14 protein-coding genes are annotated in these 23,332 nt (G+C 65.0%); 3 read left to right on the forward strand and 11 right to left on the reverse strand.

Annotation, left to right across the window (positions count from 1 at the left end; genetic code table 11):
• Positions 1 to 4: 4 nt before the first annotated feature.
• The 9 genes from JOE57_RS07110 to JOE57_RS07150 all read right to left on the reverse strand — a co-directional run bounded on the left by JOE57_RS07110 (position 5) and on the right by JOE57_RS07150 (position 10,493).
• A complete protein-coding gene (locus JOE57_RS07110) occupies positions 5 to 1,423 on the reverse strand; it encodes a glycosyltransferase (RefSeq protein WP_204917031.1) in 1,419 nt (472 codons plus the stop codon).
• An 8-nt stretch (positions 1,424 to 1,431) separates the two neighbouring features.
• On the reverse strand, positions 1,432 to 2,658 hold the full coding sequence (locus JOE57_RS07115; RefSeq protein ID WP_204917032.1) for a glycosyltransferase family 4 protein: 1,227 nt from the start codon (positions 2,656 to 2,658) through the stop codon (positions 1,432 to 1,434).
• Between the two features lie 9 nt (positions 2,659 to 2,667).
• Entirely contained in the window at positions 2,668 to 3,792 is a 1,125-nt protein-coding gene (locus tag JOE57_RS07120) for a DegT/DnrJ/EryC1/StrS family aminotransferase (protein WP_204917033.1), read from the reverse strand.
• A gap of 28 nt (positions 3,793 to 3,820) precedes the next feature.
• On the reverse strand, positions 3,821 to 4,090 hold the full coding sequence (locus JOE57_RS07125; RefSeq protein ID WP_204917034.1) for an acyl carrier protein: 270 nt from the start codon (positions 4,088 to 4,090) through the stop codon (positions 3,821 to 3,823).
• Positions 4,091 to 4,114: 24 nt separating this feature from the next.
• Positions 4,115 to 5,335 carry a pyridoxal-dependent decarboxylase, exosortase A system-associated gene (locus tag JOE57_RS07130; protein WP_338041208.1) on the reverse strand — a complete coding sequence of 407 codons (1,221 nt, stop codon included), beginning with the start codon at positions 5,333 to 5,335 and terminating at the stop codon, positions 4,115 to 4,117.
• Positions 5,332 to 7,026: an acyl-CoA ligase (AMP-forming), exosortase A system-associated gene (locus JOE57_RS07135; RefSeq protein WP_204917035.1), complete on the reverse strand. Its 1,695-nt coding sequence runs from the start codon at positions 7,024 to 7,026 to the stop codon at positions 5,332 to 5,334. The genes JOE57_RS07130 and JOE57_RS07135 overlap by 4 nt, the downstream gene beginning before the upstream one ends.
• Complete coding sequence (locus tag JOE57_RS07140; protein ID WP_204917036.1) at positions 6,927 to 8,264, reverse strand: UDP-glucose dehydrogenase family protein; 1,338 nt, start codon at positions 8,262 to 8,264, stop codon at positions 6,927 to 6,929. The genes JOE57_RS07135 and JOE57_RS07140 overlap by 100 nt, the downstream gene beginning before the upstream one ends.
• Before the next feature lie 47 nt (positions 8,265 to 8,311).
• A complete protein-coding gene (locus JOE57_RS07145) occupies positions 8,312 to 9,703 on the reverse strand; it encodes a glycosyltransferase family 4 protein (protein WP_204917037.1) in 1,392 nt (463 codons plus the stop codon).
• Between the two features lie 196 nt (positions 9,704 to 9,899).
• On the reverse strand, positions 9,900 to 10,493 hold the full coding sequence (locus tag JOE57_RS07150) for an acyltransferase (RefSeq protein ID WP_204917038.1): 594 nt from the start codon (positions 10,491 to 10,493) through the stop codon (positions 9,900 to 9,902).
• Positions 10,494 to 10,842: 349 nt separating this feature from the next.
• On the opposite strand from JOE57_RS07150, the gene JOE57_RS07155 reads away from it, so the two are divergent.
• From JOE57_RS07155 to JOE57_RS07165, 3 genes are all read left to right on the forward strand, one after another.
• Positions 10,843 to 12,486 (forward strand): sugar transferase, encoded by a 1,644-nt coding sequence (locus JOE57_RS07155; protein WP_204917039.1) that lies wholly within the window; start codon positions 10,843 to 10,845, stop codon positions 12,484 to 12,486.
• Positions 12,487 to 12,555: 69 nt separating this feature from the next.
• Entirely contained in the window at positions 12,556 to 13,155 is a 600-nt protein-coding gene (locus tag JOE57_RS07160; protein ID WP_204917040.1) for an arsenate reductase/protein-tyrosine-phosphatase family protein, read from the forward strand.
• A 266-nt stretch (positions 13,156 to 13,421) separates the two neighbouring features.
• Complete coding sequence (locus tag JOE57_RS07165) at positions 13,422 to 15,893, forward strand: PKD domain-containing protein (protein WP_204917041.1); 2,472 nt, start codon at positions 13,422 to 13,424, stop codon at positions 15,891 to 15,893.
• A 323-nt stretch (positions 15,894 to 16,216) separates the two neighbouring features.
• Here JOE57_RS07165 and JOE57_RS07170 read toward each other — a convergent pair whose 3' ends face one another.
• A complete protein-coding gene (locus JOE57_RS07170; protein ID WP_204917042.1) occupies positions 16,217 to 17,773 on the reverse strand; it encodes a glycerophosphodiester phosphodiesterase in 1,557 nt (518 codons plus the stop codon).
• Between the two features lie 175 nt (positions 17,774 to 17,948).
• Positions 17,949 to 23,246, reverse strand: a complete 5,298-nt coding sequence (locus JOE57_RS07175; protein WP_204917043.1) for a PKD domain-containing protein — start codon at positions 23,244 to 23,246, stop codon at positions 17,949 to 17,951.
• Positions 23,247 to 23,332: the final 86 nt, after the last annotated feature.

Below are 23,332 nucleotides of genomic sequence, written 5' to 3' on the forward strand. Positions count from 1 at the left end.
CCGCTCATGTCCGCACCGGCCTCGACCCGGCAACCTGCCTCAAGAGCCGGGCATGCGCCTCAACCATCACGTCCGAACTCAGCCAGGAACTGACGCTCGCCGACATAGCGACACGACGAGCTCGCCAATCATCGATCTCCCGACATATGTCGAGCACCGCCTGTTCGATCTGTGGCTGATTCGTCTGACTCGCTGCGCGACGCCGGGCGCGCCGGATGTCCGCGAGGGTGATGCTCTCCGCTGGGGCTGCCGGATTCTCACATAAGCGGCCTCGTTCCCCACTCACCCCGACCAGCTCAACGGCGCCTCCGACATCGGAAAGGATCAACGGAAGACCCGCCATCGCGGCCTCGGTTGCGGCCACCGGCCAGCCTTCGAAGAACGAGTCGAGAATGAAGGCGTCTGAAGCTGCCAAGATGGCCCGAGACGCCCCGAGGCCCATCAGATGGATGCGGCTTGCTGCAGGGTGGGAGCATCGGATGGAGTTGGCAAGAGCATGCTCAAGCCAATCCTCGATAGGCCCCGCGACGACCAGGTGAATGTCGTCGCGAACCTCGGCAGCACGAAGAAACGATGCGACCAAGCCCGGGATGTTCTTCTGCAAGTCATACCTCGCCAAGCAGACGAACACGATAGCGCCGCTGAGTTCAAGTTTAAGCACGGAGGCGAGCTTGGCCCGTGCTAGGTCTCTCTCTGCTGGATCGAGAGGGGCAAGCTTGACGCCGTTCGGAATCACGACGATGGGTGCGCCCGCGGGGCGAGGCATGTTGCGCGTGTGGAAGCTACGAACCTTCTGACTCACCGCGATGGTCACGGTAGCCATGTCGGTGAGCCACGCTTCGCGCTCCCAGCCATCTGCAGAAAGGTTGATGTCGGTGCTGTGGATCACCGGCACAACCCGAAGGCCTCGACCGATGCACTCTTCAATGAGGTGGTCAGGGGCATTGTGGAGCTGAGCCAGAGCATTCTCGGGCAGTCCAGCGATGAAGTCTCTGGCCGTCTCGCGATCCGGTGCCTGGACGACCTCGATCTTGTCACGGCGTAGGCTATCGGCTGTCATGCCTCCAGCCTCGCAAAGCACGACGGTCCGTACTCCATGCTGAGGGAGTTCTCGGGCCAATGTCGCCACCACGGTCTCGACGCCTCCCGTGCCCAGCGTGCGTGTGACCAGCAGGACCAGGTCTTGTTGGCTGTCCAATGCGCTGGCCGAAGACGTTACGGACTCTCGGCTTGTCGTAACGTCATCCTGCAGACTGGCGAGCGGTGTCGACAGAATACGGTTGCGCAGCGAGCGGCCCACCCCGAAACGAAGTGGATCCGGGCCTGCATCGACGACTGCAGTCACCCGCCCAAGGACGACAGCCTGCACCTTAAAGGCGAGGCGGCGCAGGCGCAGGGCCACCGCACCACCCCAAATGGTCACTTGAGAAGTCATGCCTCCCCCGCTGGGCAGCGTCGATATCGCGCCGGATCCATCCGCCGACGCATCGAATCCGCCAGTTCTGGCACCTCGCGGTGGACGTCCCGCAACCAGGCAAGACGACCATACCGTTTGAACGACTGCTCGTAGACCGACGCCAACTGCCTCGACATGGCGTCCAGATTGAAACTCTTCACGGCGAATTCGCGACCGAAACGCCCCAGTTCTTCACGTTGCTCCGGGGAGTCGATCAGGTCCTTGAGCAGGTCAGCCAGATTCTCTGGTGCATCCAATTGAGGTTCTGCACTCCAGAAACTTCTCCGGAAAAGACTCTTCGATGACTCGGGGCAAAAGAGCTCAGACGTACCCCACTCGCCCTGAACAACGAGCGGACGACCGAATGCGAGCGATCGTGCCCCGGAACCGCCCATTCCCAGCAGGATGTCCGCGCCTGCGTAGGCAGGTCCGGGATCTGCCATTGCGCCATGGAAATGCACGAGCGTCTTCGCAGCACTTCGATTGACGCGGCGACCCAGCTCGATCAGGCGGGCCTCCTCTGTGCCCGTTCCGACGACCACCAGGGTCGCGTCATAGTCCGCGAGGTAGGTCATCGCACGAATCGCGGTCTCAACCGGGTACGCCTTCATCCACTTGTCAAGCCGCGAGACGATCACGATGAGGTGCTTCCCTAGGTGATTGAGCCCCGACCTGAACTGCTCGGCAAGGTCACCGTTCGGAGCGTCAGAGGCAACGTCGACTGGCGGGCTGATCAGCGTCGTCGGGCCTGGCCGATTCCTCAACTCCTCCTGCAGATACCCGGTACCGATGATCAACGACGTGTGTTGATAGGTATCGGGCTCGACAAACATTTCATAAACTGTGTGGATAAACGGTCTGCGTCCCCAGCGACAGGGGCCCCAGAAGGCAGTTCGAGGCTCCGCGTCGGCTCCGTATACGTGGATGATGTCCGCGGCTATGGATCGAGCGCGTTGCTCTAGCTCCTCTGCTCCCTTGATCAGGACTCCCCGAGCCCGTTGGTAAGTCTCGATCTTTACCCCTCGCGCTGAAGCGACATCAAGCAGGCTGGGGCCGCCTGGGGGCAGAGTGTCCACCGGCCCGAAAAGGACGCTGCGATACCCGTAATCCTCAACTGCCATCGCAAAATCGACGGCGTTGATCTGTGTCCCGCCTAACGCGAGACTGCTCAGTTGGACGAGGACGGTCTTGGCCAAAGACATGTCAAGCACTCATTCGCAGACGCCGTCGTGGAAGCCCAGCGCGGGTGTCAGCGCTCGGACGACCTGCTCCTGTTGTGATTGCGAGATGTGAGGGAACAGCGGCAATGAAAGTATCTGCCTGGCCGCCCGCTCTGCGATGGGGAAGGATCCTTCGCCAAGCCCCATTGCGGCGTAGGCCTGAGTCAGGTGCAGCGGATGCGGATAATGGATCCCGGCTCCGATGCCAGCGTTGTGCAGCTCGGCGAGGAGGCGATCACGTTCCTCTACACGGACAACGTACAGATGCCAGACATCGAGGTTTCCGGGCATCGACTTGGGCAACCGAACGCCGGCAACCTCTGACAGCAGATCGCCATAGCGAGCGGCGGCGACCCGCCGGGCCTCGTTCCAACGAGCAAGCCGCTTGAGCTTGGCGTTCAGCACTACAGCCTGGATGGTGTCCAGGCGGGAGTTCATCCCCACAACCTCATGGACGTACTTCTTGCTCGATCCGTGCGCAGCGATCAGCCGGACACGCTCCGCGATTTCCGCGTCCTGGGTGGTTACAGCGCCGGCATCGCCGGCGGCACCGAGATTCTTGCCCGGATAGAAGCTGGTTCCTGCGGCTCTGCCCAAGCCTCCCGCATACCGCCCGAACCGTGTCGCTCCCTGGGACTGAGCGGCGTCTTCGACGATGGCCGCACCGACGGACTCGGCGATCTCGGTGAGCTGCTCCACTGGTGCCACCTGCCCGAAGAGGTGGACCGGAACGATGGCCTGCGTCCGACTGTTGACCGCCTCGGCGACCCGGGCCGGATCGATCAGCAGGTATTCGTCGTCGACGTCGACTAGCACGGGGGTTGCGCCGATCCTCGACACCGCCTCGGCGGTGGCGATGAACGTGTTGGCTGGGAGCACAACTTCGCCTCCTGCCGTGACGCCGACAGCACGCAGCGCGAGTTCCAAGGCGTCTGTCCCGTTGGCAACCCCGACACAGTAGGCGGCCTCCGTCTGCTCCGCGTAACCGTTCTCGAACTCGGCGACCGGTTTGCCGCCGATGAAGGCGGTGTCGGCGAACACCTCGGCCAGGCCCTCCTGGACTTCAGCGTCGATCTCTCGCATCTGCGCTGCGAGGTCCACCAATGGAATGTTCACGTCATGACTACTTTCTCTTCGTCGTGGCTCATGATTCGCTGTCGACCTTGGTGTCTACGAACGCCGTCAGCGAACCAACCGTCTCGAAGATGTCTCCGGTGAACTCGGCATCGTCGACCACGATGCCGAAGCGGTCTTCCAGGCCCGACACGAGATCGAGCAGCGCAAGGGAGTCGAGTTCCGGCATGCTGCCGAAGAGAGGCGTCGACTCATCCACAGTGCCGATCCGGTCCTCGATTCCTAGCGTCTCGGCAAGGACGGCCTTAACACCTTCGAGGCTTTCGGTGGTCACAGTCATGATGTTCCTTCCATTCATTTCCAGCTAGACAAGTACTTCTGCGGGAGCCGGGTGCCCGAGAAAGGCGGTAGGGCTCGCGGTCAGGCCGTAGGCGCCGGCCTGGAAGATGACGACCAGATCCCCGATCTCGGCCGGCGGCAGACGGACGCCGCTGCCGAGCAGGTCGAGGGGGGTGCACAGGCACCCGACCACCGTTTGCTTCGCGTCGGCTGGCTCATCGATCCGATTACCTATCGCCAACGGGTAGTTGCGACGGATCACCTGACCGAAGTTTCCCGATGCGGCAAGCTGGTGATGCAGCCCTCCATCGACGATCACGTACTCCTCACCGCGGGACGTCTTCCTGTCCACGACCCGGGTCACATACACACCGCACTCACCGACGATGTAGCGGCCCAGCTCGATCACGGTCCGGGCTTCCGGCAGTTCTGTCGCAATCACGCCATCCACCAGAAAAGCAAGGTTGGCACCGATCGCACCCAGATCGAGAGGTTGGTCTTTCTCGAAGTACGGGATACCGAAGCCGCCGCCCAGGTTGACGTAGCGCACCGGCCAGGGCGACTTGTCGGCAAGCGAAAGGATGAGGTCCACCGTCTTGCGTTGCGCGGCGACGAGGATCTCGGCACTCAAGTTCTGCGAGCCAGCGAACACGTGGAATCCGAGCATGTCGACATCCGCGGCCGCCAGGTTGGCCATTAGGTCGGGCACCTGTTCCGCGTCGATCCCGAACTGCTGTGGTCCCCCGCCCATCCGCATTCCTGATCCCTTCACCCGGAAGTCAGGGTTCACCCGGATCGCCGCTCGTGGTCTGAGCCCAAGATGATCTCCCGCCTCGACGACGCGACGGGCTTCGTTCTCCGACTCCATCTCGATGGTCACGCCGGCGGCGACGGCTTGGCGGATCTCAGGCACCGTCTTGCCCGGTCCGGCGAAGCTGACGTGGGATGCGGGCATGGGCGTGTCCAGCGCCACCTGCAGTTCCCCGGCGGATGCCACATCGATCGAGTCGACCAAACCGGCCAGGTGCTGGACAACGGCCGGCATGGGGTTGGCCTTCATGGCATAACTGAGGTTCAGCCGCTCCGGCAGCGTCGACCTCAGCAGGCCGATCCGCTCAGTCAACAAGCCGCGATCGTAGGCAAAGAAGGGTGTCGAGCCGACTCTTGCCGCTAGACGACTGATGGGCTGGCCACCGAGAGCGAGCTGTCCGTCGACTGTACCGAAGGCGGCAATGACGGCGCTCACGACGTGAGCTCCCGCTTCAAGAGAGCACGGTCGAACTTTCCGTTGGGCGAGCGAGGCAGCTGCTCGCGCACGACCACCGTGGCAGGGACCATATAGAGAGGCAACGTCCGCTTCATGGCAGCGAGCAGACCGGTGGTATCGAGCTCTGCGCCGCTCGCCGGCGATGCAACCAACACGATGCGATGCCCCAGTCGCGGATCGTCCAGCCCTAGCGCGACAGCGTCACGCACCATCCCCGTGTCGTAGGCGACCTCTTCGATCTCGGTCGGGCTGACCCGATAGCCCGAGGTCTTGATCATTTCGTCCTTGCGACCGACGAAGTACAGAAATCCTTCCTCATCCTCGACCACAGCATCACCGGACCACACCGCGATTTCGGGCGTGCGCCAGTCGGTCGTCGTGCCGGGAGCCGGCCGGAACCGTTCAGCGGTCCGTTCCGGATTGTTCCAGTAACCCAACGCCACCAACGGTCCCCGATGAACCAGCTCGCCCTCCTCCCCGGGCTCGCATCGTGATCCATCGGCGCGTGCCACGATGATCTCCGCGTTAGGGATGGCCTTGCCAATCGAGTCCGGCCGGCGGTCGACCTCCGCAGGATCGAGGAAGGTCGAACGGAAAGCCTCAGTGAGCCCGTACATGAGGTAGGGCTTGGCTGCAGGGAAGTGACTCCTGAGCCGGTCCAGCGTGGCCTTCGGCATCCGCCCCCCGGTGTTAGCGAAATAGCGCATCGTCTGCGCCACCTCAGCTGGCCAGGCCAGGTCAGCGATTTGGATCCAGAGTGGCGGCACACACGTCAGCCCCGTCACCTGGTGCTTTGCACACAGGCGCACCACATCGCCCGGCACCAGATAGTTCATCAGGATCGTGTGCGCGCCCACGCTGAAAGCGGTCGTCAACTGGCTGAACCCGGCGTCGAAGCTCAGGGGCAGCGCTGACAAGATCACGTCCGACTCGGTGTTCTCCAGATAGGAACTCACGCTCTCGGCACCGACGATCAGGTTCCGATGACTGAGGACGACTCCCTTGGGCTTGCCGGTGCTGCCCGATGTATACAGAATCGCCGCCATGTCCAGGTCCACGCCGGCGCTGCCGGACGGTTGATCACTGTAGGACGGCTGACACATCTCCGACCAGCCGTGCACGGCATAGTCAGCTGCAAACGCTTGACCCATTTCCTCACGAGCATCGACCAAGATCACGTGTTCGAGCGCCGGGCATCCCTTGAGCGAATCGCCCAGCAAGGCCAACCGTTCAGGACTGGTGACCAGGACACGGACGTCGCAGTCCGCGAGGATGTAGGCCACCTGGGGCGGACGCAGAAGGTGGTTGACCGGCACGAAGACCGCCCCCGCAGCCGAGGCTCCGAAGATCGCCACCACAGTTTCGATCCGCTTGTCCAGATAGACCGCCACTCGGTCATCGCGCTGCAACCCGATGCCGGTCAAGCCGGCGGCCACGGTCTTCACCTCGAGCCACAGCTCGTGATAACTACAGGTACGGTCCTTGTAGGTCAGCGCGTTGGCGTTGCCGCGCCGGACCGCCGACTCCTCGAGCAGATGGTGGAGTTTTGTTCTCATTTCATACCCCCTGCCTATTTCCTGCCCAGCGCGCGGTAGGTCCAGCCCGCCGCACGCCAGAGTGCCGGGTCCAGGGCGTTGCGACCGTCGAGCATTCTCGGCACTTTCACGCATTGCCTCAGGGCGGCCGGGTCGAGGCGGACGTATTGTTTCCACTCCGTCAGCAGAAGCACCAGCTCAGCGCCTGCGGCCGCCTCCTCGACAGTGCTCACGAAGGTGAGGTCCGGCCACTTTGCTGAGGCGTTGTCGATCGCCTGCGGATCCGTGACGACGACGTCAGCACCCTGCAGCGACATCTGTGCCGCAACGCTCAGGGCCGGCGAGTCACGGACGTCATCGCTCTCGGGTTTGAAGGCTGCGCCCAACACGGCTATCCGACGCCCGACGATGGATCCGTCACACACCTCACGAGCCAGGTCGACCATCCGCACCCGGCGACGCATGTTGATTGAGTCCACCTCCCGGAGGAAGGTGAGGGCCTGGTCGACACCCAGCTCGCCGGCTCTGGCCATGAAGGCACGGATGTCCTTGGGCAGGCAGCCACCGCCGAAACCGAGTCCGGCATTGAGGAACTGCCGACCGATGCGGACATCGTGGCCGATCGCGTCGGCCAGCTGCGTGACGTCGCCACCCGTTGCCTCACAGAGCTCGGCCATGGCATTGATGAAGGAGATCTTCGTTGCCAGGAAGGAATTCGCTGCCACCTTGACCAGCTGCGCGGTGGTGTAGTCCGTGATCACCTGCGGAGTGCCTTCGGCCAGGGTCTTGGCGTACACCTTGTTGAGAGTGGCCACAGCCTGTGCACCAGCCTCATCCTCAGGCACCCCGTACACCAGCCGGTCCGGGTGAAGTGTGTCGTGAACCGCATGCCCCTCCCGCAGGAACTCGGGGTTCCAGACCAGGGTGGCGGCAGGCTCCGTGGCGGTGATCTGAGCCGCCAGCCGCTCAGCGGTTCCAACAGGAACCGTGGACTTGCCGACGACCAGATCTCCCGGCTTCAGATAGGGCAGCAACGTGGCCACCGCAGCATCAACATGGCGAAGGTCGGCCGAGTTTTCTCCCCGCTTCTGCGGCGTTCCGACGCAGATGAAATGAACGGTTGCCCGCGCAACGGACGACGGTGCGCTCGAGAACGTCAGCTTCCCCGTGCTCATGGCATCGGCAAGGAAGTCAGGTAGCTGTGGTTCGAAGAAGGGCGCCTCCGCACGCGACAGCCTCTCGATCTTGGCAGCGTCGACATCAAACCCGACCACCTCGTGTCCGAGGGTGGCCATGCATGCCGCGTGCACAGCCCCGAGGTAGCCGCAGCCGATCACCGAGATGCGGCAGGCCGGATGGTCTCGGCCCGTCATGTCCAGCTGCTTCGGCCTCGTGCGATCGCGCTGCGGCCTCTTCGGCGTCACCGAGGGCTCCGCTCAAGGATGAATCGTCTGAGTTCTGCGCTGTCGGCGAGATCGACATAGCGGTTCTCGATGCTGTTCGATGCGGCCTGGGGCGACCTCTCGGGCTCATCGGTCTCCGCTGCCTGAGGGACGCGCCCCGACAGGGCGTCATAGACGTTGAGGTACTTCTCCGACTGCGGCCGCCAGTCGAGCTCACGGGAGACGCGCTCTCGCGCCCGCAGCCCCATCTCGAGACGCAGGTCGGGGTCGTCGAGGAGAAGCTCGACGGCGTCGGCGAAGGCGTTCACATTTCCGGACTCGACATAAAGGACAGCATCGCCACCTGACACCCGTGTCTCCACCAGGTCGAAGGAGACCGAGGGAAGTGCATAGGCCATGTATTCCATCGTCTTGTTCATGGTGGAGACGTCATTCAGCGGCGTCTTGAGATCAGGGCACAGGCCGACGTCCGCTGCACTCAGATGCTCGGCGATCATCTTCTTGTCCGCTCTACCGGTGAAGACCGTGTGCGACTCCAGGTCCAGGGCGATCGCCTTCTGTCGCAACTCCTCGAAGCAGTCCCCGAAACCGAGCAACGTGGCATGGACGTCTGTCCGCCCACGCCGATGGACGAGCTCGTGCATCACGTCGAGGACGATGTCGACGCCGTCCTGCGGACCCATGATCCCGAGGTAGACCAGGGAGAACTGACGGGGACCGGCGGGTTTGGCCTGCGGATATATGGGCCGCATCTCCTGGGTGTCAGGACCACTCCTGACGACCGTAACCTCCTCGGCACGACGCCTGCCCCTGCTGAGAGCGATGGCCTTGTACGACTCGTTCGTGGAGATGATCCTGTCAGCCGTCCGATAGGTCATCCGCTCGAGCCACAGCAGCCCGTGATACTCGATCTTTTCCCTCATGCCCTTCGGGGCACCGAACCGCGAGAGGAAGAGCTCGGGGTTGAGGTCGTGTTGGTCAAACACGAACTTGACGCCTCGACCGCGCCAGAGCCTGGCCAGCAACCAGAAGGTGTCCGGTGGGTTACACGCCTGCATGATGTCGATCGGGCGGCGTTGCCACACCTGCGTCGAGAGCCACGCCGTGCACAACCAGCTGTAGACGAACTCGACGACGAAGCCGATCAGACCGTGGGCCTCGGGTGCAGGACGGTATTTGTAGATGTGCACACCATCGATCTGCTGCCGATCAGGGTCGCCTGGCCCCTTGGGACAGATCACGCTCACGTCATACCCCCGAGCGATCAGGGCATGGCACTCCAGCCACACCCGTCGGTCGAGTGGGACCGGCAGGTTCTGCACGATGATCAGGACATGGGCGCCCAGAGCACGCCTGCCGTCGGGCGCAACGTCGGATGGACGCTGCGGAGCAAAGCCACGTTCAGTCATGCCGCCCCCACGAGATGGTCCCCCATCCGAGCCGCACTTTGCGGGACGACGATGTCCCCATCGCTCCCGTCCGGACAGAAGACGTAGTCCTCATCACCCTCGAACCCCCCTTTGGTCTCAGAGTCTCAGTCCCGGTCAGCGCCGGGTCGAGGCTCTGTACAGCTGTGGTCGCGTCGCCATTCGATAGTGAGTTCGCTCAGTCGCTCCCCCGGCTCTCACTCGACACGAGCTCCCTCAACACCGTTTGGCACTGGGCGTACTCCCGACCGCAGACGCAGTGCAGGTCCGGGTCGAGCCGCTCGCCGCACTCACAGACCCAACCGATCTGTCGAGCCGGGTTGCCGACCATGAAGGCATGCGCCGGGACGTCCGTGATCACCACTGCGCCGGCACCGATGAAGGCGTGTTCGCCGATGGTGGTCCCACAGACCACGACGACGCCGGCCCCGAGAGTTGCGCCTCTCCTGACCTCGGTGCGCGACAGCGCGTCGCCGCTACGTTTGATGTGGGCACGTGGCCGTAGATCATTCGTGAAGATGACGCCTGGGCCGAGGAAGACGTCCTCGGCGATGGTCACCCCATCGAAGATCATCACCTGGTTCTTGATCGTCACCCGGTCGCCGACGACCACTCCGCCTTCGATGAAGGCGCTGTCGCAGACGTTGCAGTCCCGGCCGACCCGCGCTCCCGACAGGATGTGGGCGAACGCCCAAACCCGCGTGCCAGCCCCGACGTCCGTGCTTTCGCACAGCCCGCTCGGGTGCACAGAGACACCGTCCAGTCCCACCATGGTCGCCCCCCGACAACACTTGGGATCTTCATATCCGCAAACGCTCGACCAGTCGCACTGCGTGTCGCACAACTGCCTGTCGAGCGTTATCTTCCCACGCCTGACCCGCACTGGAAAGAGTGTTTGGCAACAGTACGCACAAAAGTGTCATTCGGACATCCCGGCGTTCGCCGGCCGGCGGGGAGCAGCCTCCGACACACGACGTCACGATTTGATCTCGGCGCCCAGGCCCAGATAACAGAAGCGCTACGCTGTGCGTGCTTGGTAGAGACGTCATCAGACGGTCTCGCCGGCGGGGGAAGCAGGCCCGTCCTAGACGGGATTCGGGGGATTTCGGGGGAAATCACAGATGGCACGTCCTTTGGGCACCTCTTTTTCGGGTGCTGGAGCGAAGCATGTCAACCGCACCGGGCAGCCGGCTCATGATCAGCTGCACCGGGGTCTGGTCCGAGGAGACACCGGGCCCAGCCGGGTCCGGACCGGCAGCGAACCGACGACGCGACCCTCACCGCGGTCGGACCCCCGCCCGGAGCGCCCAATCGAGCGTCGACCGTCCACCGAGGGCCAGCTCGCCGGGACGGCGCGTACGCGGTTCAGTGACTGGAGCAGGCGCTACGTCCAGGCCCTGACCGGTCTCGATGCCGTCGTCGGCCTGGCCGCGGTTCTCCTCGCGCTCTCCGGCCTCCTCTGGGACATCGACCTCGCGCCGACCGCCGCGATCATCGCCAGCGCCGCTGCCGGGGCCGTGCTCTGGCCCCTGCTCATCGCCGCCTCCCGTGGGTACGAGCGGAGGTCGGTGGGGGTCGGCAGCGACGAGATGCGCGCCGTGCTCCGGGCCGGCGTGTGCGTCGTCGTCGGTGGCGCGTTCATCGCCGGCATCGCGGAGAACATGGTCCTGCTGACGTTGGTCGTCACCTCCGTACCGCTGGCCACCGTGGGTAGCGTCGCGATGCGTTACGCCGCCCGCAAGTATCTGCATCGCCGCCAGCGTCAGGGCGAGAGCGTACGCAACGTGATCATCGTCGGCACACCGTTCGCCGCCGCCCACCTGGCCGCGCTGGTCGAGCGCGAGCCGCAGTGTGGCATGACGGTCGCCGGCGTCTGCGTGCCGGCGGCCGACATCGCCCGGGCCCGCGAGCTCGGCCTGAACGTGCTCGGTGACCTCGACCATGTGACCGCGGTCGTCTCCGAGTTCGGCTGCGACGGCGTCGCCGTCACGACAGGTGACGCCACCCGCAACAGCTTCCTGCGCCAGCTCGCCTGGTCACTGGAGGGGATGGACGTCGAGTTGCTGGTGCATCCCGGGCTCGTCGAGGTGGCCGGACCGCGCATGCATATCCGTCCCTATGTCGGTCTGCCGTTGCTGCACATCGAGCAGCCGCACTTCACCGGCTGGCGCCGGATCGTCAAGCGTGGCACCGATCTGGTGCTGACCGGCGTCGGCCTGGTGCTCATCTCCCCCGTCCTGCTGGCGATCGCGCTGGCGATCAAGTGCCAGGATCGTGGCCCCGTGTTGTTCCGCCAGACCCGGGTGGGCATCGACGGGCAGCCGTTCACCATGTACAAGTTCCGGTCGATGGTGCTCAACGCCGAGGAGCGACTGGCCGAGCTCAAGGCGCTCAACGAGGGCGCCGGGCCGCTGTTCAAGATGACAGAGGACCCCCGGATCACCCGGGTCGGTCGGTTCCTGCGCAAATACTCCCTCGACGAGCTGCCCCAGCTGCTGAACGTGCTCAACGGCACCATGTCGCTAGTCGGGCCCCGGCCGCCGCTCCAGTCCGAGGTGGACGAGTACGCCGACGAGGCGCACCGCCGGCTGCTGGTCCAGCCCGGTCTGACCGGCTTGTGGCAGGTCAGCGGACGCTCCCTGCTGAGCTGGGAGGAGACGGTCCGTCTCGATCTCCGCTATGTGGAGAACTGGACCCTCACCTTCGATTTGTTGATCTTGTGGAAGACGGTCTTCGCTGTGCTGGCACAGCGCGGAGCCTACTGAGAGCTCAGTTTCCACACCTCTTCCCCACCTGTGTGACATCTGGAAAGTGAGACCACGTTGGCTGCCATCATGTTCGTCTGCGAAGGGAACATCTGCCGATCCCCGCTGGCTGAGCGGGTTCTGTCGAAGGCATTGGAGGGAGTCGACCAGGGAATCGCCGTGACGAGCGCCGGCACCCGCGCCCGGGTCGGTGAGCCGATGGATGAGATGACAGCAGAGATCGCCCGCGAGCTCGGTGTCGATCCCACAGGTCACCTGGCGCACCAGGTCACCAGCCAGGATCTGCGCGAGGCATCGCTGGTCCTGACCGCCAACCGAGACCAGCGCAGTGCCGTGGTCCGTCTCCATCCGCGTGCGGTGAAGTACGCGTTGACCATCCGACAGCTGGGCCGCATCCTCGAGGAGGGCGCGGATCGGGGTGAGCTTCCCACCGTCGACTCATTGCCACCGAACGAGCGGGTCGACGCCCTGCTGTCGTTCGTCATGCGTCGTCGAGGCCTCCGCTATCGGTTGGATCCTTCCGCCGACAACGTCATCGACCCGTACGGTCAGTCGGCTGAAGTTCATCAGTTGGCCGTGACGCAGATGCTTCCCGCGCTGAACCTGCTCTCCACTGCGCTGGGTGGCAGCCCGGTCGGCTGGCCGGCTGGACGACGCGCAAAGTTCTGATCGGGATTCGTGATATCCCCCACGTGGCCAAGGCGAGTGTGCCTATGCTGTGGGAAACCCCGGCCTCCAGCCGATCGGCTGCTCGACGGGGAATGTCCGGGCTGGCGCCCTGACCTCACTTTCCGGGGGGAGTCCAAGTGAGACGTACTCAGCCACCACGCCGCGCACCAGGTTGCGCCCCAAGCGTCCTCCATGTCCTGATCGCTAGACGACGCCGCCTGCTGGGCCAGGTCGTCTCGCTCGCGTTGCTGGCCTGTCTCGCCCTGATGGGCTCCCTGCCCGCCTCGGCAGACACGGCACCACTGAACCCCAACGACCCCAAGACCCCTCTCACCGTTGCCGGCGACGCCCTGCCGACGGCGCAACACAACGGCGTGGCCTGGTACCAGACGATCGTGGGCAACACGGTCTACGTCGTCGGCAAGTTCACCACCGCACGTCCGGCCGGTGCAGCGCCCAACACGAACACCGTTGTGCGCAACAACATCCTGGCCTACAGCCTGACCACGGGCGCGCTGATCACCACCTTCGCCCCCAGCCTCAACGGCCAGGCCCTGGCCATCACCGCCTCCCCCGACGGGACGCGGCTGTACGTGGGTGGCGACTTCACCAGCGTCAGCGGGGTCACCCGCAACCGGATCGTCGCGCTGAACCCGTCCACGGGTGCCGTCATCTCCACCTTCGCCCCCAATGTGAGCGGTCAGGTGCGGGCGATCGTGGCGACCAACAGCACCGTCTACTTCGGCGGCAACTTCAGCTCGGTCAACTCCCGCTCACGCGGCCGCCTCGCCGCCGTACAGGCCTCCAACGGCGCCCTGCTCTCCTGGGCCCCGGTGGCGGCCAATGGCAAGGTGAACGCACTGGCACTCTCACCGGACGCCACCCGCATCGTGGTCGGCGGCGCCTTCACCACACTCAACGGCTCCGACCGACCCGGCTATGGGCTCGGCCAGGTGAGCGCCACCACAGGGGGACTGCTGCCCTTCGCCGCAAACAACGTGGTCCGGAACGCCGGCACCGAGTCGGCAATCCTGTCGCTGGCCTCGGACGGCACCAACGTCTACGGCACCGGTTACATCTACGGCACCGGCGGCAACCTCGAGGGTGCCTTCTCGGCCAACTGGTCCGACGGCGCCATCAAGTGGATCGAGGACTGCCATGGCGACAGCTACGGCGTCTGGCCGACCAACACCGCGGTCTATGTAGCGGGTCATCCGCACTACTGCCTCAACCTCGGGGGCTACGGCGAGATGCCGTCGGGCACTGCCCAGCGGGCCATTGCGTTCAGCAAGGCCGCCACCGGTGTGCTGACCAAGGACACTCGCGGCTATCCCAGCTTCACCGGCCAACCGGCACCGTCGCTGCAGAACTGGTTCCCCCAGATGACCCAGGGCACCGCCAGTGGACAGGGCCAGGCCGCCTGGACCGTCACCGGCACCGGCAGCTATGTGGTGATGGCGGGCGAGTTCCCGTCGGTGAACAACGTCCCGCAACAGGGCATGGTGCGTTTCGCCGTGAAGGAGATCGCCCCCAACAAGTTCGGGCCTCGAGCCACCGGCACCAACTTCCAGCCCACCCTCTCCTCCCCGCAGCCGGGTCAGGTGCGGGTCAACTGGGTCAGCAACTTCGACTACGACAACTCGATCCTGACCTATCGCGTTTACCGGGACGGTGGGTCAACGCCGATCTACACCGTCACCCAGGCCTCGACTTGGTGGCAGCGGCCGAGCCTCAGCTATCTGAACACCGGACTGGCCGGCGGCACGCACAGCTATCGGCTGACCGTCACCGACCCGTTCAACAACTCGGTGGCCGGCCCGACGGTCAGCATCACGATCCAGGGCGCCGCCGGCAACACGGCTCCGACGGCATCGTTCACCTCCAGCGTCAGCGGTCGGACCGTCAGCGTCAACGGCTCCGGGTCCTCCGACCCCGATGGCACCATCGCGTCCTATGCCTGGACCTTCGGTGACGGCGCCACGGCCAGCGGGGCCACGGCCAACCACACCTATGCGGCCGACGGCACCTACACCGTGACGTTGAAGGTGACCGACAACGGCGGGGCGGTCAACTCCACCTCCAGGTCGGTCACCGTCGGGGGTACCCAGGGGGTGGTGGCCCAGGACGGCTTCGGTCGGATCGTCACGGGCGGCTGGGGCACTGCGGATACGGGCGGTCCGTGGGCTCTGAACGGGTCGTCCGGGTACTTCGCGGTGAACAACGGGACTGGGCTGATCAACCTGACCAAGGCAGGGATCGGCCCTAACGCCTTTCTGGGCGTCTCCGCCACCGCCCTCGACACCACGGTGACACTGTCGATGGACAAGGTCGGCAACGGCGGCGGAACCTACCTCAGTGTCACCGGGCGGAAGGTCGGCACTTCGGAGTATCTCGCCAAGGTGGGGATCTCCAGCGCGGGCGCCGTCACCCTGTCCGTGACGCGGATGGTCAGCGGCACGGAGACGACTCTGAAGTCGGCCGCCACCGGCCTCACCTACAGCGCTGGCCAGCAGCTCCAGGTGCGCCTGCAGGTCACCGGCACCTCGCCGACCACGATCGCAGCGAAGGTATGGCGAGTCGGCACCACCCAACCCTCCGGCTGGCTGGTATCGGCATCTGACGCCACGTCCGGCCTGCAGTCAGCCGGCGGGGTCGCCCTCCGGGCCTACCTGTCGGGCAGCGCCACCAACTTCCCAATCGTCGTTCGCTTCGACAACCTGAGCAGCCTGGCCGCTTGAACCGGCCCACGCGCGCTTCTGCCTCCAACGCGCCCTGAACCCTCCAACGCGCCCTGAACCCTCCAACGCGCCCTGAACCTGTCGAAGGGCGAACGAAGGAGGGACGCGCCGCCCGGACCATGCAAGGAATCGACCACTCATGGTGGATGCCACATCGCCATCCGGCTGAGCGTCCCTGCCTGAACCCGATGACTGGTCGAATTCTTGCACGCCTCCCCCGCAAGGCCCGCTCTTCGACAGGCTCAGGGCACGTGGGAGGGGTTCAGGGTGCGCCCTTCGACAGGCTCAGGGCACGTCGACAGGCTCAGGGCACGTGGGGGGGTTCAGCTGACTCTGAGTTGGCGCAGGGACAGCCCGCCGTCGAGGGCACTGCGCCCGACGTGCAGGTACCCACCGCGCACGGCGGCATCCTCAGTCGTCACCGTGGCCGGGGTCCCGTCCAGACGACTCCACCGGATCTGTTGCGGCTGGACCTCCAGCCGAAAGCTCATCCACTCGTTGACTCGAGGAGCCCTCGTCTGGACGCTTCCCAGCTGGGCGCCGGTCTGGTTGTTCGGGCGATGCCGGAACAGATCCAGCCGGCCGTCACGCCGGATGATGGCGTGGTACCCGTCGGTGCCGCCCCTGCGGTGCTCGTAGTAGGCGTCGTCGGTGTGCCCGAACGCGAGCGTGATGTTGGAGGTGGAGTCCTTCGGCATGGTGGTCCAGCGGGCCTGGAAGTCGATCGTGTAGGACGCCTTGGCGTTGGGCAGCGGGCACAGCTGACCGAGAGTGACGAAATGCTGGGCTCCCTGCAGTCCAAGCGTCAGCTCGTCCTCACCGGTCCACGTCAGGGCGAAGGCGTCCGAGGCAGGATCCTTGGTCATCTCCCCGGACGCGATCGCCTTGTAGCGCCAGGTGTCGGTGGTGGCGGTCGGCTCCCGCCGGCTGACGTAGCCATAGCTCGAGCAGATCGCGCCTGCGACACCGAGACCGAAGAAGTGGTCGGCATCCGAGCGCCGGTGAACCGGGTAGACCCACACCGGCACATTCGTCGCCACGCACCGCTGGACGATCGCGTCATCGGTGAAGGTGACCGCGTCGGCTCCGAACGCCGGGATCACCAGATAGTCCCGGTCCCGGTCCAGCTTCGCCACGATCGGGTCGATGATCGACGGCACCAGGTCTGCGGTCCGACCGAGATAGACGAACACCGGATATCCGGCGGCCTTCGCCTCGTCGATCCGGGGACTCTCATAGAAGAGCTTGAAGATGACCGAGGCCTTGAGCCCGTATCGCTCCACCATCTCGACCATCAGCGGATAGGCCAGGTTGTCCTTGGGTTCCACGCAGAGGACCACCTGTCCGCCGAACCGGCGGAGCACATCTTCGAACAGCGGGACTGCGGGCATCGGCTCGCGCAGCCACGCCGGGCCGAGGCGGGCCTGACGGACGTTCACGCCGCGCAGGATGGTCGAGGGGAGATCGGCGAGCTTGCCGGTGGCTGTGGTCGTCCGGTCATAGCTGGCGTCATGCATGCAGACCAGCACATTGTCGGAGGTCCTGCCGACACTGACCTCCAGGCACTTGGCCCCCCATTGGAACGCCGCCTGGTAGGCCTCCATGGTGTGCTCGGGAAAGACGTCTCCCGACCCACGATGGGCGATGTAGTAGTGGTCCCCGCGTACGGCGGCCCAGCTGCCGACGCTGATCTTGGTCGCCGCGGCCGGCTCTCCCACCGCGTCGGGTCCGGGCGCACCGCTCACCCGGGTCTGCAGTGCGTAGACCCCTGCACCCCCGGCCGCACCGGCCAGGGCGCCGAGCCCGATCGAGCCTAGGGCGGCGCGGCGGCTCACCCCCCGGCCGCGGGCTTCTGTCTCCGGGTCGTTCTGAGCAGACATCCAGTCCACATCCCTTCCTTCGAGGACCTGCGGTGAGGATAACCGCCAGGGCCTCCTTCAGCCCGGAGGTCAGCCTGGGCGGCAGCCCATGTCCTGGCCGGTGTCAGGGGCCGAAAACGAGACCGGCTGCCGACGGGACACTCAGGTCCGTCGACAGCCGGCTTTCGTCACCAGGTCAGTTCTGCGAGCCCTTGGCCAGCAGATCGTCGAAGGTGATGTCGATCGGGGTGTTGGTCGTCGTCCCGGAGACATAGGTCACCAGGGCGATACCACCCGGATCCTGCAACCCGCTGGTCGAGTCCGTCGTCGACAACTGCCACGCCGACGGCTCCGTACCCTGCCACACCTTCGCCTGCACCGTCGTCGGCGACGTCCCCGCCACCTGCAACCGCACCTGCAACGGGCTACCAGCCACATAGGTCAACGACGACGGCAGGTTCAACGACTTCAACGTCGTCTCCGTCGACCCGACCACCTTCACCAGATACAACACCACCCGACCGGTCGACAGCACCTTCACCTTCGCCCGGTAGTCACCGGCATCATTCGCCCGACCACCCAGCGAAACATAGGTCCCGCCACCATCAGCGACCTTGTCCAACGACACCGTCACCGACACATCGGTATCCGTCGACGACACCGACTTCAGCGTCACCGCACCACCACGCGCCGCCAACGGGCTCCGGATATGACCGACCCCACCCGACACCGAGTAGTACGTCGACGAACCCGACGTCGTCCAGGCCCCACCCGTATCGGCAGAACCCCAACCACCCGTCACACTCCGACCAAACGCATCCGCAGCCAGCGGACCACCCACCGGAGCAGCAACAGCCGTCACCGTCTTCGTCACCGAATCGGTCGCACCCTTGTCATCAGTCACCGTCAGCTTCACCTGATAGTCACCCGCCGCAGCAAACACATGGCTCGGCTTGGCCACATCACTCGACCCACCATCACCGAAGTCCCACGCATACGACGCCACCGAACCATCAGAATCCGACGACCCCGACCCATCAAACGCCACCGACAGATCAGACACCACAAACGAGAACGCAGCCACCGGCTTCACATTCGCCGGCGGAGGCGCGTCCTGCGCGTTCGCCGACAGGTTGTCGAAGGTGATGTCGATCGGGGTGTTGGTCGTCGTCCCGGAGACATAGGTCACCAGGGCGATACCACCCGGATCCTGCAACCCGCTGGTCGAGTCCGTCGTCGACAACTGCCACGCCGACGGCTCCGTACCCTGCCACACCTTCGCCTGCACCGTCGTCGGCGACGTCCCCGCCACCTGCAACCGCACCTGCAACGGGCTACCAGCCACATAGGTCAACGACGACGGCAGGTTCAACGACTTCAACGTCGTCTCCGTCGACCCGACCACCTTCACCAGATACAACACCACCCGACCGGTCGACAGCACCTTCACCTTCGCCCGGTAGTCACCGGCATCATTCGCCCGACCACCCAGCGAAACATAGGTCCCGCCACCATCAGCGACCTTGTCCAACGACACCGTCACCGACACATCGGTATCCGTCGACGACACCGACTTCAGCGTCACCGCACCACCACGCGCCGCCAACGGGCTCCGGATATGACCGACCCCACCCGACACCGAGTAGTACGTCGACGAACCCGACGTCGTCCAGGCCCCACCCGTATCGGCAGAACCCCAACCACCCGTCACACTCCGACCAAACGCATCCGCAGCCAGCGGACCACCCACCGGAGCAGCAACAGCCGTCACCGTCTTCGTCACCGAATCGGTCGCACCCTTGTCATCAGTCACCGTCAGCTTCACCTGATAGTCACCCGCCGCAGCAAACACATGGCTCGGCTTGGCCACATCACTCGACCCACCATCACCGAAGTCCCACGCATACGACGCCACCGAACCATCAGAATCCGACGACTCCGACCCATCAAACGCCACCGACAGATCAGACACCTCAAACGAGAACGCAGCCACCGGCTTCACATTCGCCGGCGGAGCAACAGCCGTCACCGTCTTCGTCACCGAATCGGTCGCACCCTTGTCATCAGTCACCGTCAGCTTCACCTGATAGTCACCCGCCGCAGCAAACACATGGCTCGGCTTGGCCACATCACTCGACCCACCATCACCGAAGTCCCACGCATACGACGCCACCGAACCATCAGAATCCGACGACCCCGACCCATCAAACGCCACCGACAGATCAGACACCTCAAACGAGAACGCAGCCACCGGCTTCACATTCGCCGGCGGAGCAACAGCCGTCACCGTCTTCGTCACCGAATCGGTCGCACCCTTGTCATCAGTCACCGTCAGCTTCACCTGATAGTCACCCGCCGCAGCAAACACATGGCTCGGCTTGGCCACATCACTCGACCCACCATCACCGAAGTCCCACGCATACGACGCCACCGAACCATCAGAATCCGACGACCCCGACCCATCAAACGCCACCGACAGATCAGACACCTCAAACGAGAACGCAGCCACCGGCTTCGCGTTGGGCAGCGTGCCGCCGCCCTTGAGGAAGTGGTCCTGGATCTCCGCTGTGGTCAGCACCTTGGAGTAGACGGCGACCTCGTCGATGCTGCCGGCGAAGTAGTTGCTGTTGGCGTCACCCCACTGGTTGTCGCCACCCACGCGCCAGTACCCCGTGTAGTCCTGGGCCCCGGTCTGCGGGTTGGTGCCGACCAGCTGGTCATCGACATACAGCTTCATGCCATCGGCACCCTGGCTTGCCACCAGATGGTGCCACTTGTCGTCGTTGTAGCTCGACGGACTGTCGATCACGTTGGTCTGCCCGGTCCAGACACCGAACCGCAGCTGGCCGCTGTTGAGCATGTAGACGTGCCGGTCATACCCGGACGACGACCCGAACTGGGCGTTGCCGAAACCGATCAGCTTGCCACCGTTGGTGGTGGCGGTCTTGAACCACAGCTCCTCGGAGTACGTCGTGGGGTTCACGAACGTGTTGTTCGAGGCCACGGCACCGTTCGTGCCGTCCAGCGTCACCGACGTGTCGGTCGAGAGGCCGACCCCGCTCGGCGAACCCAAGGTATAGCCACCGTTGTAGGTGCCCGCCTGGAAGTTGGGCGAAGAGTCCGCGGCCGCCGTTCCGGTGGCCTCGTTCAGCCGCCAGTAGAGGTCGGGCTCGCTGTTGTAGACCGCCTTGCCGTAGTCGTCAGCAGGCGCGACCGAGCCGGCCAGGGAGCGACCGCTGTCGACGTAGTGCTTGCGGATCTGGGTAGCCGTCAGCGCCGTTGGGTAGACCGCAACATCGTCGATCACGCCGTCGAAGTACTTGCTCGTCGGCGAGTTCGGCCAGCCGCCGATGTTGTCACCGCCGATCCGCCACACGCCCATGTAGGCCTGCCCGGTCGTGGTGTCGGTCCGGTTGGCGACCCTGCGGCCGTCGACGAACAGCTGCATCCCGCTGGTGCTCAGCGAGCTGACCACGTGGTGCCACTCACCGTCGTTGTAGGACAACGGCGACGTGACCAGCCGGACGCCCCCGGGGTAGACGCCGAAGTTGATCCGGCCGTCGTTGCCCATGTAGACGTGCCGGTCATAGCTCGAGCTGTCCCCTGTCGGGTTGCTGCCGAACCCGATGATCTTGCCACCCTTCCTCGTGGTGGTCTTGATCCAGGCCTCGGTGGTGAACGTGTCCGGGCCCTTCTGGGTGATCGACTGCGAGACCAGGCCGTTGTCGTTCGCGGAGAAGCTCGCCGCCTTGTTGGTGTCGCCGATGATGGCGCCGTCGGCGCCACGGGTCACGCCGGACCGCACAGTGGCGTCGCCGTAGCCGGCCCAGTCATAGACCGTGTCCCCGGAGGGCTCGCCCAGACGCCAGTAGTTCGTCGCCTTGTCGTCGAGCACACCCTGGGCATAGGTGCTGATGTCACCGTCCTCCGAGACCACCACGCTCACGTAGTCGGAGCGGGCGTAGTTGCCGAACGGGTCGATCGCGAACACCCTGTACTTGTGGGTGCTGCCCGGAACGAGTCCGGTGTCCAGGAAGCCCATCGCGGGGCGTGTCCACTCCGACGACAGCTGGGTCGACTCGTTGATCATCACGCCGTCGCGGATCACCTCATAGCGGAGCAGCTCGTTGTCGCGGTCCCAGTTGGCCTGCCAGCTGATCCGGGCCGTGCCACGGGCGAAGGAGGTGACGTTCGGGTTGAACTTCGCTCCGGTCACCTCCGGGCCGACCTTGTTGGGCGCGATCGACTTCACCGCGTAGCGCACCAGACCCTGTTGGGCGATGCCGCCGGCCGTCGGGAACTCGCCGCCGATAGCGACGTAGTCGGCATTGCCGACGACGTTCCAGCCGGCCTGGCCCTGGCCCGTGTAGGTACCGTTGACCAGCTTGGGCAGCCACTTCTGCAGCGACGGAGACGGCGTGCCGGCCCAGTTCGCGTAGCCGAGCGGGTCAGCGGTCAGCACGCCGGTGGTCGCCTTGGTGAAGGCGGTGCCGTAGTGCATGGTCCAGGGGTCCGTCTGCGGGAAGCCATCGGGCAGGTTGCCACAGTAGTGAGAGTGGCTGGAGACGTAGATGAGGTCGCCCTTGGGGAACGTGCCGTAGCTGTCGCCATGGCAGTCCTCGACCCACTCCAGGCCACCGTCGGCCCAGCGGATCCGGCTGACCCCCTCCAGGTTGCCGCCGGCACCGAACACGAAGCCGGAGGCGTAGAAGCTGTCAGCGTCCGTGGTCAGCGACAGGATGGCGGAGCTATCACCGCCGTTACGCACCTTGTTGTTGGCAGGCAACGGCAGTGAGGTCGCCGTGTCCGGAGTCACCATAACCAGGCCGTAGCCCGGGTTGGAGGAGCCGTTCGCTGCCGTGAAGGAGCCGCCGATGACGATCTTGGAACCGTCCGGTGACATCACCATGGAGTGCACCGAGCCGCCGGTCAGGACCGGAGACCAGGACAGCAGCGCCGCGTCAGAGGCGCGGACGGCCGCAGCACGAGTGCGGGTCACGCCGTCCACCTGGGACAGCAGACCGCCGAAATAGACCGTGTCGGAGGTCGCGACAATGGCGCGGACCGTTGCATCGGGCCGCGGATGGAAGGTCGGGATCACCGCTCCCGTCTTCGCATCGAGAGCGGCAATCCGCGCATAGTTCCCGCCGTTCACCTGGGTGAACGATCCGCCGACGTAGATCCGCGTCTTGTCCGGTGACGCGACCAGCGTCCGGACGTCGGAGTTCGTCGTCGGCGCCCACGAGGAGATCAGCTCGCCAGTGCGGATGTCGTACGCGAGCAAGTTCGCTCGCGCTGTGGTGTTGGTCCCCGGTGCCGAACCGGCCGGCCGGGCGGTGGTGAAGCTCCCGCCAACGTAGACGGTGTTGCCCACCACCAGCTGGGCCCAGGCGACACCGTCGATCTGCACAGTCGGCAGCGGATCCGCAGCCACCGAGACCGGCGTCTTCGGATCCGTGGGATCGGGCGGGGCGGTGTCCGCGTACGCAGACACCGGCACTTGAAGTAGGGAGACAGACATGGCGGCAACAGCGATGACTGCGGCCGCCTTCACTCGGTGAAGCAACTTACCGGTCATGA

The organism is Microlunatus panaciterrae, assembly GCF_016907535.1.
Classification (GTDB): domain Bacteria; phylum Actinomycetota; class Actinomycetes; order Propionibacteriales; family Propionibacteriaceae; genus Microlunatus; species Microlunatus panaciterrae.